The sequence below is a fragment of the Micromonospora sp. NPDC047644 genome (assembly GCF_040704315.1).
Taxonomy (GTDB): Bacteria; Actinomycetota; Actinomycetes; order Mycobacteriales; family Micromonosporaceae; genus Micromonospora.
The window spans coordinates 66,917-82,380 of the sequence record NZ_JBEYSY010000013.1 but is presented as its reverse complement, the minus strand read 5'-3'; the positions used below and the strand labels follow the sequence as shown (position 1 = coordinate 82,380).

The window sequence follows — 15,464 nt, the reverse complement described above, 5'->3', positions numbered from 1 at the left end:
CGTGCTGTTCTTGGCAAGGCGTCAGCCACAAACTGGTGAGGAAGAGTTCGGCCATCGTGCTGAGAGTGGCGAATACCGGCGCAAGCTGGACGGTTACGTCAACACGTCAGGCCGACTGCCGTGTGCGGGCAATTCAGAGCGCCACGATCGCCGCAGTCTCCGCTGGCAACTGGATCCGGTCCCGCATCACGGTGACGCCCTCCCCCGTGGCCAGGAGCACCCGCCGCGCCACCCCTGGCAACGACACCCCCTGCCCCCGCCCAGCAAAATTCGCCACAACCAGCGTGTCCCCGCGCCGCATCACCAGGAACTGGTCCCCGTGCTGCACCGACACCTCGTGCATCCGAGGATCCGACAGGTCTGGAGTCGAGCGCCGCAGAGCAATCAACCGCTGGTAGAACGACAGCATCGACGCATGATCGGGCTTGTCCAGCTCGGCCCAGTCCAACCGCGACCGCGTGAACGTCTCCGGGTCCTGCGGGTCCGGCACGTCCCCCTCCGGCCACCCGTGCGACGCGAACTCCCGCCGCCGCCCAGTCCGCACCGCAGAAGCCAGCTCCGGCTCCGGGTGCGAGGTGAAGAACTGCCACGGCGTGGAGGCAGCCCACTCCTCACCCATGAACAGCATCGGAGTGAACGGAGCCGTCAACAGCAGCACAGCGCCAACCCGCAGCAGCGCAGGCGAGAGAGAAGCCGAAATCCGATCCCCGGTGGCGCGGTTCCCGATCTGGTCATGGTTCTGCAGGTACGCGACAAGCCGATGCCCAGGCACCCGCGAATCCAGCGGCCGCCCGTGGTGCCGGTTCCGGAAGCTGGACCAGGTCCCCGCGTGGAAGAACCCACCGGTCAGCACGTCCGACAGCGTCTCCAACGAGCCGAAGTCGCCGTAGTAGCCCTGCCGCTCCCCCGTCAGCAGCGTGTGCAGCGCGTGGTGGGCGTCGTCGTTCCACTGGGCGTGCAGCCCGAACCCACCAGCCTCCCGAGGAGTGATGAGCCGCGGGTCGTTGAGGTCGGATTCGGCGATCAGCGACAACGGCCGCCCGAGGTGCGTCGACAGCGACTCGACGGAGACCGCCAACTCCTCAAGCAGAGGAACAGCCCGCGAGTCGTGCAGGGCGTGCACGGCGTCCAACCGCAGCCCGTCGACGTGGTAGTCGCGCAGCCACATCAGCACGCTGTCGATGATGTAGCGGCGCACCTCGTCGGAGTGCGGCCCGTCCAGGTTGACCGAGCGGCCCCAGGAGTTCGATTGCTCTGCCAGGTACGGACCGAACTGCGGCGCGTAGGCCCCGGAGGGCCCGAAATGGTTGTAGACAACGTCGAGGATCACCCCCATCCCGCGGGCGTGGGCGGCGTCGACGAACCGTTTCAGGCCGTCGGGGCCGCCGTAGGGCTCGTGGGGGGCGTACCAGCAGACGCCGTCGTACCCCCAGTTGTGTTCGCCGTTGAAGGCGTTGACCGGGAGCAGCTCGATCAGGTCGACACCGAGGGTCACCAAATGGTCGAGGCGGTCGATTGCCGCGTCGAAGGTGCCGTCCGGGGTGAAGGTGCCGATGTGCAGCTCGTAGAGGATGCTTCCGGGCAGCTGCCGGCCCGTCCAGGAGGAATCACTCCACTGGAACGCAAGATGGTCGTATCGGCGGCTCGGCCCGTGCACTCCCGCAGGCTGCCACGGGGACCGGGGGTCGGGCAGTGGGGTTTCGTCGTCGTTCAGCAGAAAGGAGTAGTCGGAGCCGGCGTCGGGCACGTCGACCTGCCACCAGCCGTCGGCGGCGGCGTGCATCTCGTGGTCGGTGTCGCCCTCCAGGCGCAGTCGCACCCGCGTGGCGTCCGGTGCCCAGACGGAGAATTCGGTCATGAAACGGCCTCCTCGGCAGCGGTGGGAGGAGCCAGCAGAGCAACGGGGTAATCGGCCAGGAGGGTGTCCAGCGGCGTCTCTCCGCCACTGTAGACCCGCCCGGTGAACAGGTCCTTCATCTCGTGAACGGGAAGTGACAGGGCTGTGTCACACCACCCGCCGGCGCGTGCCAACCCGAGCGGCAGTCGGGTCGCCACGGCGATCACCCCGCCCCGGTCGAAGGCCACCGCGTGCCGGCTCACCGGCCCCTGCGCCGGGACCGGCCGGTAGGTGGTGAACAGCTCCGGGTGCGCCCGGCGCAACCGCAGGGTCCGCGACACGACGAGCAGCTTCGCCGCTCCGTCGGTGTCCACCGGGGGACGCCAGCCGCCGTCGATGCGGGCCAGCATCTCTCGGCGTACGTCGAAGTCGACCGGGCGGCGGTTGTCGGGGTCGACCAGGGAGTTGTCCCACAGCTCGGTGCCCTGGTAGGTGTCCGGCACGCCGGGCATGGTGAGTTGGATGAGCTTCTGCCCCAGCGAGTTGCACCAGCCGGCCGGGGTGATCGCGGCGGCGAGTTCGGTCAGCTCGTCGTGCAGGCTCGGGTCGTCGTACATCCGGTCGACCACGTCGTGCAGCGCCTGCTCGAAGGCCGGGTCCGGGTCGGCCCAACTGGTCGAGGCCCCGGCCTCCCGGGCGGCCTTCTCCACGTACGCGTGCAGCCGCTCGCGTTCGATCGGCCACGCGCCCACGGCGGTCTGCCAGAGCAGGTGGGCGAACGCCGGGTCGGGCAGCGGCGCGTACTCCATCCAGCTCTTGACCTGCTCCGCCCAGCGGCCCGGCAGTTCGCTGAGCACGGCGAGGCGGGCGCGGACGTCCTCACCCCGTTTGGTGTCGTGGGTGGAGATGGTGGTCATGCTGGCCGGCCAGCGGACCTGTTGGGCGGTGGCGAAGCGGTGGAACTCCGCGGGTGGCACGCCGAAGCGGACCGGGCTGTCGCCGACCTCGTTGAGCGCCACGAACCGGGTCCACCGGTAGAAGGCGGTGTCCTCCACGCCCTTGGCCATCACCGCGCCGGTGAGCTGCGGGAACCGCATGCCCAGCTCGTCGTCGGGGTTGCGCAGCCGGCGGGTCACCTGGTCCAGGGCGCCGACCAGGTCGGGGCGACGGCGACCGGCCTCGGAGCGGGCGGCGGCGAGCAGTCTGGCGCCGTGCGGCGGGTAGCCGCGGTAGACGGCGAACGCGGCGGCCAGCTCGGCGAGCGCCGCGCGGGCCTGCTCGGTCGGCACCTCGGGGGCGAGGGCGGCCAGCCGGGTCAGCTCGGCGGCGAGCAGCCGGGTCGCGGCGGCCAGCTTGGTGGCGTGGGTCAGGTCCTCCCAGGAGGTGTGCCGGCCGGTCACGTGGGTGTCCAGCACGGTGAAGTCGCCCTCGGCGTCGATGTCGATGAAGAGCCCACCGACCATGGCCAGGGCGTCGTAGCCGGTGGTGCCGTCCACCGGCCAGTCCGGCAGCTCCTCGCCGTACTCCAGGATCTTCTCCACCACGAGCCAGGCGTCCGGTGCGGCCTCCCGTAGGCGGGCCAGGTACCCGGCCGGGTCGCGCAGACCGTCGGGGTGGTCGACCCGGATGCCGTCGACCTCCCCGGCGGCGGCCCAGCGCAGGACCAGCTCGTGGGTGGCGGCGAAGACCGCCGGGTCCTCCACGCGCAGGCCCGCCAGGCCCGCGATGGCGAAGAACCGGCGGTACGTCAGCTCGGCGTCACCGCGCCGCCAGGAGATCAGCGCGTAGTGCTGCCGGTCGTGGACCTCCCGGGCGGTGCCGTCGCCGGTGCCGTCGGCGACCGGGAAGCGGTGCTCGTGGTAGCGCAACTCCCCGTCGACGAGCTTGAGGTCGTCCAGGGCGGCCGGGTCGTCGGCGAGCACCGGCAGCAGCAGCCGGCCCCGGTCCCAGTCGATGTCGAACCAGTCGGCGTACGACGAGTCGCGCCCCCGGCGCAGCACGTCCCACCACGCCGGGTTGGCAGCCGGGACGGCGACCCCGGCGTGGTTGGGCACGATGTCGACGACCAGGCCGAGCCCCCTGTCACGCAGGGCGGCCAGCAGCCGCTGCCGGGCGGCCTCCCCGCCCAGTTCCGGGCTGACCGCCCGGTGGTCGACCACGTCGTAGCCGTGCTGCGAGCCAGGGGTGGCGGTCAGCAGCGGGGCGCTGTAGAGGTGGCTGACGCCGAGGTCGTCCAGGTAGTCGACGATCGCGGCGGTGGCGTCGAGGTCGAAGCCGGGGCGGACCTGGATCCGGTAGGTGGCCTTGGGAGGGGTGGCCGGCATGTCAGATCATCCTCTCCAGCACGACGAGGGACCGGTCCGGCACCCGGATGGTGCCGCCCGCGCTGATCATCGTGGCGTCGTCCGGCTCGGGTTCGGCGGTGCTGATCACCCGTTCCCACTTCTGGCCGTACTCGCTGCCGGGCATGGTGAAGTCCAGTGGCGCGTCGTGGGCGTTGAAGCACAGCAGGAACGATGCGTCGTGGTGCTTCTGGCCGTACTGGCCGCGCTCGCGGATGCCCTCGCCGTTGACGAAGAGCGCCACCGAACGGCCGAAGTCGTTGCCCCAGTCCTCGCCGGTCATCTCCCGCCCGTCCGGGGTGTGCCAGGCCAGGTCGGGCAGCGGCTCGTCGATGCCGCGCCCGTTCACCGGCAGGCCGGTGAAGAATCGGCGACGCCGGAACACCTGGTGACGTTTGCGGAACGCGGTGAGCGTGCGCACGAACTCCAGCAGCTGCTCGTCGACGTTGTCCCAGTCGACCCAGGACAGCTCGCTGTCCTGGCAGTAGACGTTGTTGTTGCCGCGCTGGGTGCGGCCCAACTCGTCACCGTGGCCGATCATGGGCACGCCCTGCGACAGCATCATGGTGGCCAGGAAGTTACGCCGCTGCTTGGCCCGCAGCGCGAGGACCGCCTCGTCGTCGGTGTCGCCCTCGACCCCGCAGTTCCAGGAGCGGTTGTGGCTCTCGCCGTCCCGGTTGTCCTCGCCGTTGGCCTCGTTGTGCTTGTCGTTGTACGACACCAGGTCGTTGAGGGTGAACCCGTCGTGCACGGTGACGAAGTTGATGCTGTGGAACGGTCGGCGGCCGTCGTCCTGGTAGAGGTCGGCGGAGCCGGAGATGCGCGACGCGAACTCGGCGAGGGTGGCCGGCTCGCCGCGCCAGAAGTCCCGCACGGTGTCGCGGTATTTTCCGTTCCATTCCGTCCACAGCGGCGGGAAGTTGCCCACCTGGTAGCCGCCGGGGCCGACGTCCCACGGTTCGGCGATCAGCTTCACCCGGCTGACCACCGGGTCCTGCTGGACCACCTCGAAGAAGGTGGAGAGGCGGTCCACCTCGTAGAACTCGCGGGCCAGGGTGGCGGCGAGGTCGAACCGGAAGCCGTCGACGTGCATCTCGGTCACCCAGTAGCGCAGCGAATCCATGATCAGTTGCAGGGAGTGCGGGCTGCGCACGTTGAGGCTGTTGCCGGTGCCGGTGTAGTCGACGAAGTAGCGCCGGTCCTCCTCGCTGAGCCGGTAGTAGCTCGGCGCGTCCACGCCCTTGAAGCTCAACGTCGGCCCGAGGTGGTTGCCCTCGGCGGTGTGGTTGTAGACCACGTCGAGGATGACCTCGATGCCGGCCGCGTGCAACGCCTTGACCATGCCCCGGAACTCCTGCACCTGCTGGCCGAGGCGGCCCAGCGCCGAGTAGCCGTGGTGCGGGGCGAAGAAGCCGATGGTGTTGTAACCCCAGTAGTTGCGCAGCCCCAGGTCGTCGAGGCGGTTGTCGTGGATGAACTGGTGCACCGGCATCAGCTCGATCGCCGTCACCCCGAGCCGGGTCAGATAGTCGATCATCGGCGGGGAGGCGATCCCCGCGTACGTGCCGCGCAGCTCCTCCGGGATGTCCGGGTGCCGCATGGTCAGCCCGCGCACGTGCGCCTCGTAGATCACCGAGTGGTGGTAAGGGGTGCGCGGCGGCTTGTCGTTGCCCCAGTCGAAGTACGGGTTGACCACGACCGACTTCGGCATGAACGGCGCCGAGTCGGTCTCGTTCATCCGCTCCGGGGCGTCCATGTCGTAGTCGTAGACCGCCGGGTCCCACGTCACGTCACCGTCGATGGCCTTCGCGTACGGGTCGATCAGCAGCTTGTGCGGGTTGCAGCGCAACCCGTTCGCAGGGTCGTACGGGCCGTGCACCCGGTAGCCGTAGCGCTGCCCCGGCTCGATGCCCGGTAGGTACGCGTGCCACACGTACGCGTCCACCTCGCGCAGCTCGACGCGGCGCTCCGCGCCGGTGTCCCACTCGTCGAAGAGGCACAGCTCGATCCGCTCGGCCACCTCGGAGAAGATGGCGAAGTTGGTGCCCATCCCGTCGTAGGTGGCGCCAAGGGGATACCGCTCGCCCGGCCAGACCTGCATGTCGCTCCTTCAACCCATGGTGATGTGCGCACCGGCCGAGACCGCCCGCGCGCCAGCAGGTAGTGCCCCCGACCCGGGCGCGCCAATCCATCCTTCCAGGCGGTGCCCGGAAACCACCCGTCTGAGCGGGCAACACCACTCGGGTGTCCTCCGTCACGATGGCCCTTTTCGAGGTGCGTTCTCGGGCCCGATGGACTTTCCTTGATCGGGGACAAGCGTTCGCGCGTGCCCGCCAGGCCCTCGGCCACCCCTTACACCTCTCGCTCCGCCGCCACCGACGCCGGCGCGCACCACCATGCATGGACGGAGATTGATGTGACGACCCTGCGGGTCGACGAGCAGCTCGCTGCCACCAAGGACCGGGCCCACCGGCCCACCCTGACCTCCCGGCCCCAGCTCCCGACCCAGCCCGGTCTTCCCGCGCCGTCCGGCCTGTCCGCGCAGCCCGGCGCGGTCGTGCCGGCGCAGCCCGGCCCCGGGGTGCCCCCGCAGACCCGTCGCATCCTCATGCTGTCCTGGGAGTACCCGCCGGTGCTCGTCGGCGGCCTCGGCCGACACGTGCACGCCCTGTCGGTGGCCCTGGCCGCCGCCGGCCACGAGGTCACCGTCGTCACCCGGCACAGTGAGGGCGCACCGCTGGAGGAGTACGCCGACGGTGTGCGCATCCTGCGCGCCCCCGAAGACCCGGTGACCTTCCCCCTCGCCACCGACTCGCTGCTGGCCTGGACGATGGCGTTCAACCACACCCTCACCCGCACCGCCCTGCGCGCCACCCAGGCCGGCTCGTACGACGTCATCCACGCCCACGACTGGCTCGTCGCGCACACCGCGATGACGTTGCGCGACCACCTGGACATCCCGCTGGTCAGCACGATCCACGCCACCGAGGCCGGCCGGCACCAGGGCTGGCTCCCGGAGGAGATGAACCGCACCATCCACGGCGTCGAGCAGTGGCTCAGCAGCGAGTCCAACCGGGTGATCGTCTGCTCCGGCTACATGCGCGACGAGGTCAACGCGCTGTTCGGCGTACCGGCCGGACGGGTCGACGTGGTCGCCAACGGCGTCGAGCCGCACCGCTGGCAGGTACCCGCCCGCGCCGTGGCCGCCGCCCGCGCCCGCTTCGCCGGGGACGGCCCGCTCGTCACCTTCGCCGGCCGTCTCGTGTACGAGAAGGGCGTCCAGCACCTGATCGCCGCGCTCCCCCGACTGCGTGAGCGGCACCCCGGCCTGCGGGCCGTGATCGCCGGCGACGGCCCGTACCGGGCCGAGTTGGAGGCCGAGGTGCACCGCCGCGGCCTGGGCGGCATGGTCACCATGCCGGGCTTCCTGGGCGGCACCGACCTGCCGGCGCTGATGGCCGCGTCCGACTGCTTCGCCGTGCCGAGCATCTACGAGCCGTTCGGCATGGTGGCCCTGGAAGGCGCCGCCGCCGGCGCTCCCCTGGCCGTCGCCGCCACCGGCGGCCTCGGCGAGATCGTCGAGCCGGGCGTCACCGGGATGACCTTCCGCCCGCACGACCCGGACAGCCTCACCGACGCCGTGGACGCGCTCCTGTCGGACCCCGACCGCGCCCGCGTCATGGCCCGCAACGCCCGCCGGACGGTCCACGACCAGTACGGCTGGGCCGCGATCGCCCAGCGCACCGCCGCCAGCTACGCCGCTGCCATCCACCACGACGCCGCGTTCACCGCCGAGCGCGCCGAGCAGCGGATGTCGCAGGGCCGCGCCCTCCCGGCGCTCCCCGAGGGCAACCTGCTGGCCGCCGCCGGCCTGCGCTGACCCAGCCGGCCCGGTCTGGTCTGGCCTGGGCCCGGCCCGGTCTCGGCCGGTCTGGGCCCGGCGCGGCCCGGTCTGGGCCCGGCTCGGCGCGGTTGATCGACTCGGTTTCCTTGAAGTCGGGGTGTCCCAGTGCCGGGGACACCCCGACTTCCTGCAACGCGAGTCGATCTCGCCCTGTCGGGCGCACCTCGCCGCCCGGCGCTCGTCGGTGGGGCCTGTCAGAATGTGCGAATGTCTCGTCCTGCCGACGCCCTTGATGCCAGCTTCCCGGTTGCCGCCTCGATCGCGCTGGACCTGATCCGCCGCCCCGAGGTGTCGGAGCAGTGGTCGCTTCCGAGTGTGCTGCCGCACCTGTCCATCGGCGGCCTGGCGTGCCACCTGGGGCGGCAGGCGGTCCGGGTGGCGGAGCTGCTGCCGACGCCGAGCGATCTGCCGGTGCTGGAGTCGGCCGACAACCACTACGAGCGGGCCGCGTGGGTCAGCGAGGGAACCCCGGACGAAGCCTCGGTCGCCGCGAGCGACGACGAAGCCGACGCGACCCGAGGCCCCGCCGCCCTGCACGCCCGATCTGCCGCCGCGCTGGAGGAGGCGGGCATCCTGCTGGCACGCGGCGCGGCTGGGGACGTCGTACCCATTCCGTGGCAGGGGTGGGCCCTGCGGCGCGGTGACTTCCTGCTCACCCGCCAGTTGGAGATCGTGGTCCACTCCGACGACCTCGCGGTGAGCGTCGGGGTGCCCACACCGGAGTTCCCGGCGGAGGTCTTCGACCCCGTTCGCGACCTGCTGGTCCGCCTGGCCGTCCGCCGCCGTGGTCAGTCCGCGCTGATCAGCGCGTTGAGTCGCAGCGAGCGGGCGCAGGACATCTCCGCCTTCTGACCCCGCCCCGGCCGACAGTCAACCGTGATCGACTCGGGTCCCGTGAAGGCGTGGTATCCCAGGGCCGCCGATGCCCCGACTTCCGGGAAACCGAGTCGGTCAAGCCAGGACCCGGCGGGGCCGACCGACATGTCGCGACCGAGCAGGGGCGACACGCGACAGGCCGCCGACCCGGAGGGGTCGACGGCCTGCTGGTGAAGCGAGGAGCGGAGGTCAGCGCTCGTTGAAGGGGACGTAGTCCCGCTCGGCGGAGCCGACGTAGACCTGCCGCGGACGGCCGATCTTGGTCTCCGGGTCGTTGATCATCTCGCGCCACTGGGCGATCCAGCCGGGGAGCCGGCCGAGCGCGAAGAGCACCGTGAACATCTTGGTCGGGAAGCCCATGGCCTTGTAGATCAGGCCGGTGTAGAAGTCCACGTTCGGGTAGAGCCGACGGGAGACGAAGAAGTCGTCGGCGAGGGCGATCTCCTCCAGCTCCATGGCGATGTCCAGCAGCGGGTCGGGCTTGGCCATCCGGCCCAGCACGTCCTGCGCCGCCTTCTTGACGATCGCCGCCCGGGGGTCGTAGTTCTTGTAGACCCGGTGGCCGAAGCCCATCAGCTTGACGCCGTCCTGCTTGTCCTTGACCTTGCGGACGAAGGACCGGACGTCGCCGTCGCCGGCGTGGATCTGCTGGAGCATCTCCAGCACCGCCTGGTTGGCGCCACCGTGCAGCGGGCCGAACAGCGCGTTCACGCCGGCCGAGACCGAGGCGAACAGGTTGGCGTTGCTGGAGCCGACCAGGCGGACGGTCGACGTGGAGCAGTTCTGCTCGTGGTCGGCGTGCAGGACGAAGAGCATGTCCAGCACCTTCGACATCACCGGGTCGACCTCGTACGGCTCCGCCGGCACGCCGAACGTCATCCGCAGCAGGTTGTCCACGTACCCCAGGGAGTTGTCCGGGTACAGCAGCGGCTGACCGATGGACTTCTTGTACGCGTACGAGGCGATGGTGGGGACCTTCGCCATCAGCCGGACCGTGGAGATCTCCACGTGCTCGGAGTCGAACGGGTCCAGGCTGTCCTGGTAGAAGGTGGACAGGGCGCTCACCGCGGACGAGAGCACCGCCATCGGGTGGGCGTCCCGGGGGAAGCCGTCGAAGAAGCGGCGCATCTCCTCGTGCAGCAGCGAATGCCGCCGAATCCACTCGGTGAACTCGGTCAGCTGCTGCTCGGTCGGCAGCTCACCGTAGATGAGCAGATAGGAGACCTCCAGGAAGGAGGACTTCTCGGCCAGCTGCTCGATCGGGTACCCCCGGTAACGCAGGATGCCCGCGTCGCCGTCGATGTAGGTGATCGCGGATGAGGCAGCGGCGGTGTTGACGAAACCGGGGTCGTACGTGGTCATCCCGGTTTCCTTCAGCAGCTTGCTCACCCCGACACCGGCGGGGCCCTCGACCGCAGGATGCACCGGCATCGACAGCTGCCCACCGGGGTGATCGAGCTTGACTTCCGTCATGTGGTTCCTCGCTTCGCCGGCAGATCTACGTTGAATTGCCTTCGCTTCTACCGTAATTGCGGCTCGGGGGACAACGCCCGCCGTGGTTCGGCGGTGAGGTATGCGTCACCCGATTCCCGACCGGGCGGCCGGGAAACCCGGTATCCCGCCAGACGGGACCGGACCGGCCGGAGCCCGCGAGGCGAGCCGGATCAACCCGGGCACCCAGGCCGGACCGGACCCGGAAGCCAGGTCAGGAGAGGGTGAGGCGTCGCAGCGTACCGTCCGTCGCGACCTGGAAGATGTCGAGCCGGTTGGTGCCGGCGTGGAACAGCTTGTCGTCGGCGAGCAGCGCGGCGAACCGGCGTCCGCCGGGGTCGGTCGGCACCACCGGGACGACGGCCCCGATGCGGCCGTTGACGGCGACGGCGAGGAGGGTGCCGTCCGGGATCCGGTCCGGGACGTCGCCCCAGACCAGTGCCGGAAGGGTCCCGGTGTCCGGGTCGGTGGCGGTGAACGCCGCCAGGTCGGCGACCCGGGCGCTGCCGGCGGCGGGGGCGGCGCGTACCTCGGTGCCGACCAGGGGGTGGGGTGCCGGCAGGGGTGGTGGGACGGGCACGCCACCGGGAAAGGTGACCGGCTCGCCGGGGCGGTCGTAGAAGTGTTTCGTGCCGTCGGTGCGGGGGGCCTGCCGGGCGGAGCGCCCGTCGACCCGCCAGGGCAGCCGGATGCCGGCCTCGTCGGCCACGGTCGGCAGCAGGTCGACGTGTTCCCAGTTGCGGTCGTCCACCCGGCCGCTCTGTTGCCGGGGTTCCTTGACGAACGTCGGCACCCAGGCGACCTCGCCGGCGGCGGCCTTGATGGCGTCCATGCCGCGGCCCTGCGCGCCGGGGCGGAAGCTGACCCCGTGGTCGGCGGTCACCACGACGAGGGCCTGGTCGTAGAGGCCGTTGGCGCGCAGCGTCCGCAGCGTCTCGCCGATCAGCCGGTCGGTGTAGCCGAGCTGGGCGAGGTGCCGCGCCCGGGCCAGGTCGACCCAGCCGGCGCCGTCGTTGGGCAGGTCCTCGGGGGCGTCGTAGCGCGCCCCGGACGGCAGGTACGCCCACGGTGAGTGCGGCATCAGCAGGTGCAGGAAGTGCAGGGTGGGCCGGGCGGTCGGCTTCAGCCCGGCCAGGAAGCTGGTGAACCGGGCCGGTTGGTTGTCGTCCAGGCTGTCCCAGCGGAACTTCGGGTCGGCCGGCACCGGTTCGGCGGCGTCCAGGCCGGCCTCGGCGCGGGTCTGCTCGCGGTAGGAGTCCTCCGGGTCGACGGCGCTGTCGGTGGGCCCGGCGACCCGGCCGAGCAGCTTGCCGGTCTCCCGGACCAGCACCCCGAGCCCCTGCTCCGGGGTCACCGGCTGCTCGCAGCGGCTGGGTGGGCAGAGCCGGGTGATGCTCTCCTCGGCGCGGATGTCGTACAGGCCGCCGAAGGCGGTGAAGATGTTGTCCGGGTACTGCGAGTAGTGCGGGGCGACCGGCTTGGCCGGGTAGCGGCCGGTGAGCATCGCCGGCAGCGCGTTGGGCGTCCACCCGCTGACCCCTGTCGAGTTGCGGTACCAGGTGGAGCCGCCGGCCAGCTCGGCGAAGTGCGGGTACCGCCCGGCGTCGATCTTTCCGTCCGCGCCGAGCAGGCTGACCAGTGGCAGCTCGTCGAGGATCAGCATGACCACCGGCGGGTGCACGGCCGAGCCCTGCGCCGTGCCGGCCGCGCCGCCGTCACCGCGCGGCAGGACGACCGCCGAGGTGGGTGAGGCGAGCAGGAACAGCGCCACGAAGGCCACCGGGCCGGCGGCGGCCAGTCGCAACACCCGGCCCGGCGCCCGCCACCGCCGGTGCGCGGCCGCGCCGGCGGCTCCGACCAGCACGGCAACCAGCAGCAGCGGTACGCCCCGAAGCGGCGTGACGTGTCGGCCCACCTGCACGGCGAGGGCGGCGACCAGCAGCCCGACCAGCCCGGTGTGGGTGACGGCGCGGGCGGTCCGGCCGGCCAGTCGGCTGAGCGCGCCGAGCAGCGCCACCGCGGCCGTGGGGAGCACCGTCACCAGGGTGAGCAGCAGCAGGATCTGAGCCGGGTCGGCGCGGTGGAAGAGGAAGAAGTCGGGGCTGCGGCCGAGCACGTCCAGCAGCGGTTGGGTGACCACGAGACCGACCAGCGCGGCGATCTCCAGCACCCGTGCCAGCTCCCCACGCCAGCCCCGTACCTCCGGCCGCGACAGCACGCCCGACGAGCCGGCCGGGGCCGGACCAACCGCGCCGGCCGGGGCCGGTCCGGGTTGGTCGGCGGCGACCGGTTCAGCCACCGATCACCGTTCGGTAGAGCGTGCGGGTGCCCGAGGGCAGTTCCAGCCGGTCGGTGATCCGTCCCCGGGCGGCCAGCAGCGCCTCGAAGGTGTCGCGTCGGTAGTCCGGGAAGAGACCGGCGGGCTTGTTGGCCAGCAGCCGGGTCGCCATCGGGTCCTCCGGGTGGACGAACTCCACCACCACCGCGCCGCCCGGCGCGGTCAGCCCGGCCAGCCAGTCGGTGACCTCCGGCAGCGGCACGTTGCGCCCGATCGCCAGGTGGTGCACCACGGCCAGGGCGAGCACCACGTCGGCGGACGCCCGCTCGGCGAAGCCGGCCCGCTCGACGCCCCGCCAGCCGCCACCGGGCGAGGGGTCGGCCAGATCCAGCACCAGCGGCAGGATGCGGCGCTGCCCCTCGGAGCGCAGCTGTCGGTACAACTCGTCGACGACGGTGGGGTCCTGCTCGACGGCGACCACGTAGTCGGCGTGCCCGGCCGCCAGCCGGGAGTACCGGCCGTCGTTGGCGCCGAGGTCGAGCACCAGCCGGGGGCGGGCGCCGGCGGCCACCGCCACGGCCACGAACTGCTCCTTCGCCACCCGGTCGCGGGCCGAGTAGCCGCAGGTGCGTTGGTAGTCCGACCAGTGGCTCTCGGGCGGGCGGCGGTCCAGCTTGCGCACCAGTTTCTCGATGCCGCGGACGGTGGCGAGCAGCAACTCCCGGGAGAAGCCGGCGGCCCGCAGTTGGTCGCGTACCTCGGTGGTGCTGGCGGCGGCGTTGCGTTGCTGCATGGCCCCGTGCAGGTGCAGGTGGGTCAGCACGCCGGGGCGCAGCCGGCGGGTCCCGGTGAACAGCGGTCGCAGCTCGTCGGCCTCGATGCCGTCGACCCGGGCGCGCAGCCACGGTTGGAAGTCGACGCCCAGGTGGGCGGTGAGCAGCAGCGGGTAGAGCACGGTCTGGCAGAACTGCCGGTAGCCGGCCCACGGTTCGCCGTCGCGGACCGGTTCGAAGGAGCCGATGTCGATGAAGACCGGCTCTGCGCCGCGCCACTGGAGGTTGTAGGCCGAGCCGTCCTTGGTGGTGAAACCCTCGCCGAGCGCGGCGGTCAGGATCTCCAGGTGCAGCAGGGCGGCGTCGCGCAGCATGCTGAACGACCACTCGTACGGGTGGGAGACGAACGGGATGCGCTCGTGGCGCAGCACCGCCGCCCACGGTGTGGCGCCAGCGGCCGGCACCAGGCTGGGCGGTGCGTCCTCGGTGGCGCAGATCTTGCGCGCGGCGACGAGCGCCGGGAAGAACGTGCTGCCGGTCAGTGCCCGCCAGTGCTCGGCGGCCTGGGGGTCCAGCCCGCGCAGCACCTCGTCGCCGACGTGGAAGACCCGGTTGGCGGGGTCGCGGAAGGAGGCCGGCTCGGGCCGTACCTCGGTGGGTGAGATCGCCATCGTCGGGGCTGGTCCGCTCAGCGCTGGTCGGTGGGTTGCCGGCGGAACCGGTCGACCAGTCGTCGCCAGTAGAGTTTCGCGGCGACCGCGGCGCCCGCCACCCCACCGACGACCGCCTGCACGATCAGGCTGCCGGACCCCGCGTCCAGGTAGGCCAGATGTTCCACCGATCGCTCCTTGCCCTCGCCGCCTCGACACCGGCGTCCAGGGCGTACACCGATGAGGCTTTTGACCCATAAAGCCGGACTTGTCCCTCACCGTACGCCGCCGGTCGTCGCCGTCGCCGGCACATCGGCGTACTCCCAGCCGCACCACAGAATGCGGCCGGGACGGCCGCCCGCGCCGGTACGCTGCGGACGTGCCCTGGATGATCGTGGACGCGCCGCTGGACTCCTCCGGAAGCGGACGCGGCGAGGAGCGGGCCCCGGTCGCGCTGCGCCGCGCCGGCCTGCGCGAGGCCCTGGTCGCCGACGACGACGGGCAGATCGACGAGGCGCGGTTGCGCGACCCGAACCGCGACCCGGTCAGCGGGGTGATCGGCGCGGCGGGCCTGGTCCGGGCCGGCGGCGCCATCGCCGCGCGGATCGGCGCGCTGGTCGCGGACGGCCACCGACCACTGGTGCTCGGCGGAGACTGCGCGATCCTGCCCGGCATCTGCCGGGCCCTACCCCCGGCGACCGACCTGTGGTTCGTCGACGCCCACCCGGACTTCCTCGACGGCACGACCTCACCGACCGGTGAGGCCGCCGACATGGACCTCTCGGTGGTCACCGGGTACGGCCCCGCCGCCGTCGGCCCCGGCGGCGCGCTGATCGAGCCCGGCCGCGTCCACCTGCTCGGACACCGCCCCGCCACCGACGAGAGCAGCCGGGTCGAGGCGGCCCGGATCGACCCGGCGATCCACCAGATCAACGCCGCCGAGCTGCTGCGCCGGGGCGCGGCGACGGTCGGCGCGAGCCTGGCCGCCGACGGCGACGGACCCGCCTGGCTGCACCTCGACCTGGACGTGGTGGACCCGCGCGACCTGCCCGCGGTGACCTACCCCGAACCGGACGGCCCGCGCTGGGCGGATCTGATCGCACTGGTCACGCCGCTGGCCCGCGCCGACCGGCTGCTCGGGATGAGCGTGACCGACCTGAACGTCGACGAGGACCCCGACGGGCGGCACACCCGACGCGTCGTCGAGGTCCTCACCGAGATGCTGGTCGGCTGACCCCGCCCCGGCCACCGCCCCGCCCCGCCCCGCCCCGCCCCGCCCCGCCGATCTTGCACTTTCGGTGGTCATAGCGCGC

The 15,464-nt window shown here is 71.8% G+C and carries 10 protein-coding genes; 3 read left to right on the top strand and 7 right to left on the bottom strand.

Translation table 11 applies throughout. From position 1 onward, the window contains the following. Nucleotides 1–133: 133 nt before the first annotated feature. From treZ to glgX, 3 genes are read right to left on the bottom strand one after another with little or no spacing between them, the layout of a single operon-like run. Entirely contained in the window at nt 134–1,858 is a 1,725-nt protein-coding gene (treZ, locus tag AB0877_RS22090) for a malto-oligosyltrehalose trehalohydrolase (RefSeq protein ID WP_366611088.1), read from the bottom strand. Next, on the bottom strand, nt 1,855–4,161 hold the full coding sequence (gene treY / locus AB0877_RS22085) for a malto-oligosyltrehalose synthase (protein ID WP_366611086.1): 2,307 nt from the start codon (nt 4,159–4,161) through the stop codon (nt 1,855–1,857). The genes treZ and treY overlap by 4 nt, the downstream gene beginning before the upstream one ends. Before the next feature lies 1 nt (nt 4,162). Further along, nucleotides 4,163–6,280, bottom strand: coding sequence for a glycogen debranching protein GlgX (glgX, locus tag AB0877_RS22080; protein WP_366611085.1), 2,118 nt, complete (start codon nt 6,278–6,280; stop codon nt 4,163–4,165). A 315-nt stretch (nt 6,281–6,595) separates the two neighbouring features. Here glgX and AB0877_RS22075 point away from each other — a divergent pair, with 315 nt between their 5' ends. Next, nucleotides 6,596–8,059, top strand: coding sequence for a glycosyltransferase family 4 protein (locus AB0877_RS22075; RefSeq protein WP_366611084.1), 1,464 nt, complete (start codon nt 6,596–6,598; stop codon nt 8,057–8,059). 231 nt (nt 8,060–8,290) lie between these two features. After that, nucleotides 8,291–8,935, top strand: coding sequence for a maleylpyruvate isomerase N-terminal domain-containing protein (locus tag AB0877_RS22070; RefSeq protein WP_366611083.1), 645 nt, complete (start codon nt 8,291–8,293; stop codon nt 8,933–8,935). Nucleotides 8,936–9,148: 213 nt separating this feature from the next. On the opposite strand, the gene AB0877_RS22065 is transcribed toward AB0877_RS22070, so the two are convergent. The 4 genes from AB0877_RS22065 to AB0877_RS22050 all read right to left on the bottom strand — a co-directional run bounded on the left by AB0877_RS22065 (nt 9,149) and on the right by AB0877_RS22050 (nt 14,339). After that, nucleotides 9,149–10,432, bottom strand: a complete 1,284-nt coding sequence (locus AB0877_RS22065; RefSeq protein WP_355009019.1) for a citrate synthase — start codon at nt 10,430–10,432, stop codon at nt 9,149–9,151. A 232-nt stretch (nt 10,433–10,664) separates the two neighbouring features. After that, the gene (locus AB0877_RS22060; protein ID WP_366611322.1) at nt 10,665–12,668 is read right to left on the bottom strand and encodes a sulfatase-like hydrolase/transferase; all 2,004 of its coding nucleotides are present in this window, start codon (nt 12,666–12,668) and stop codon (nt 10,665–10,667) included. Nucleotides 12,669–12,741: 73 nt separating this feature from the next. Further along, a complete protein-coding gene (locus AB0877_RS22055) occupies nt 12,742–14,172 on the bottom strand; it encodes a methyltransferase (RefSeq protein ID WP_366611081.1) in 1,431 nt (476 codons plus the stop codon). Between the two features lie 17 nt (nt 14,173–14,189). After that, nucleotides 14,190–14,339: a hypothetical protein gene (locus AB0877_RS22050; RefSeq protein ID WP_165947858.1), complete on the bottom strand. Its 150-nt coding sequence runs from the start codon at nt 14,337–14,339 to the stop codon at nt 14,190–14,192. A gap of 200 nt (nt 14,340–14,539) precedes the next feature. Here AB0877_RS22050 and AB0877_RS22045 point away from each other — a divergent pair, with 200 nt between their 5' ends. Next, nucleotides 14,540–15,385, top strand: coding sequence for an arginase family protein (locus AB0877_RS22045; protein WP_366611320.1), 846 nt, complete (start codon nt 14,540–14,542; stop codon nt 15,383–15,385). The last annotated feature ends 79 nt before the right edge of the window (nt 15,386–15,464 follow it).

Excerpts from the sequence above, each read along its gene's own strand:
- AB0877_RS22055 (WP_366611081.1), bottom strand. The coding sequence starts at position 14,172 with ATGGCGATCTCACCCACCGAGGTACGGCCCGAGCCGGCCTCCTTCCGC.
- AB0877_RS22070 (WP_366611083.1), top strand. The coding sequence starts at position 8,291 with ATGTCTCGTCCTGCCGACGCCCTTGATGCCAGCTTCCCGGTTGCCGCC.
- treZ (WP_366611088.1), bottom strand. The coding sequence starts at position 1,858 with ATGACCGAATTCTCCGTCTGGGCACCGGACGCCACGCGGGTGCGACTG.
- AB0877_RS22045 (WP_366611320.1), top strand. The coding sequence starts at position 14,540 with ATGATCGTGGACGCGCCGCTGGACTCCTCCGGAAGCGGACGCGGCGAG.
- glgX (WP_366611085.1), bottom strand. The coding sequence starts at position 6,280 with ATGCAGGTCTGGCCGGGCGAGCGGTATCCCCTTGGCGCCACCTACGAC.
- AB0877_RS22065 (WP_355009019.1), bottom strand. The coding sequence starts at position 10,432 with ATGACGGAAGTCAAGCTCGATCACCCCGGTGGGCAGCTGTCGATGCCG.
- treY (WP_366611086.1), bottom strand. The coding sequence starts at position 4,161 with ATGCCGGCCACCCCTCCCAAGGCCACCTACCGGATCCAGGTCCGCCCC.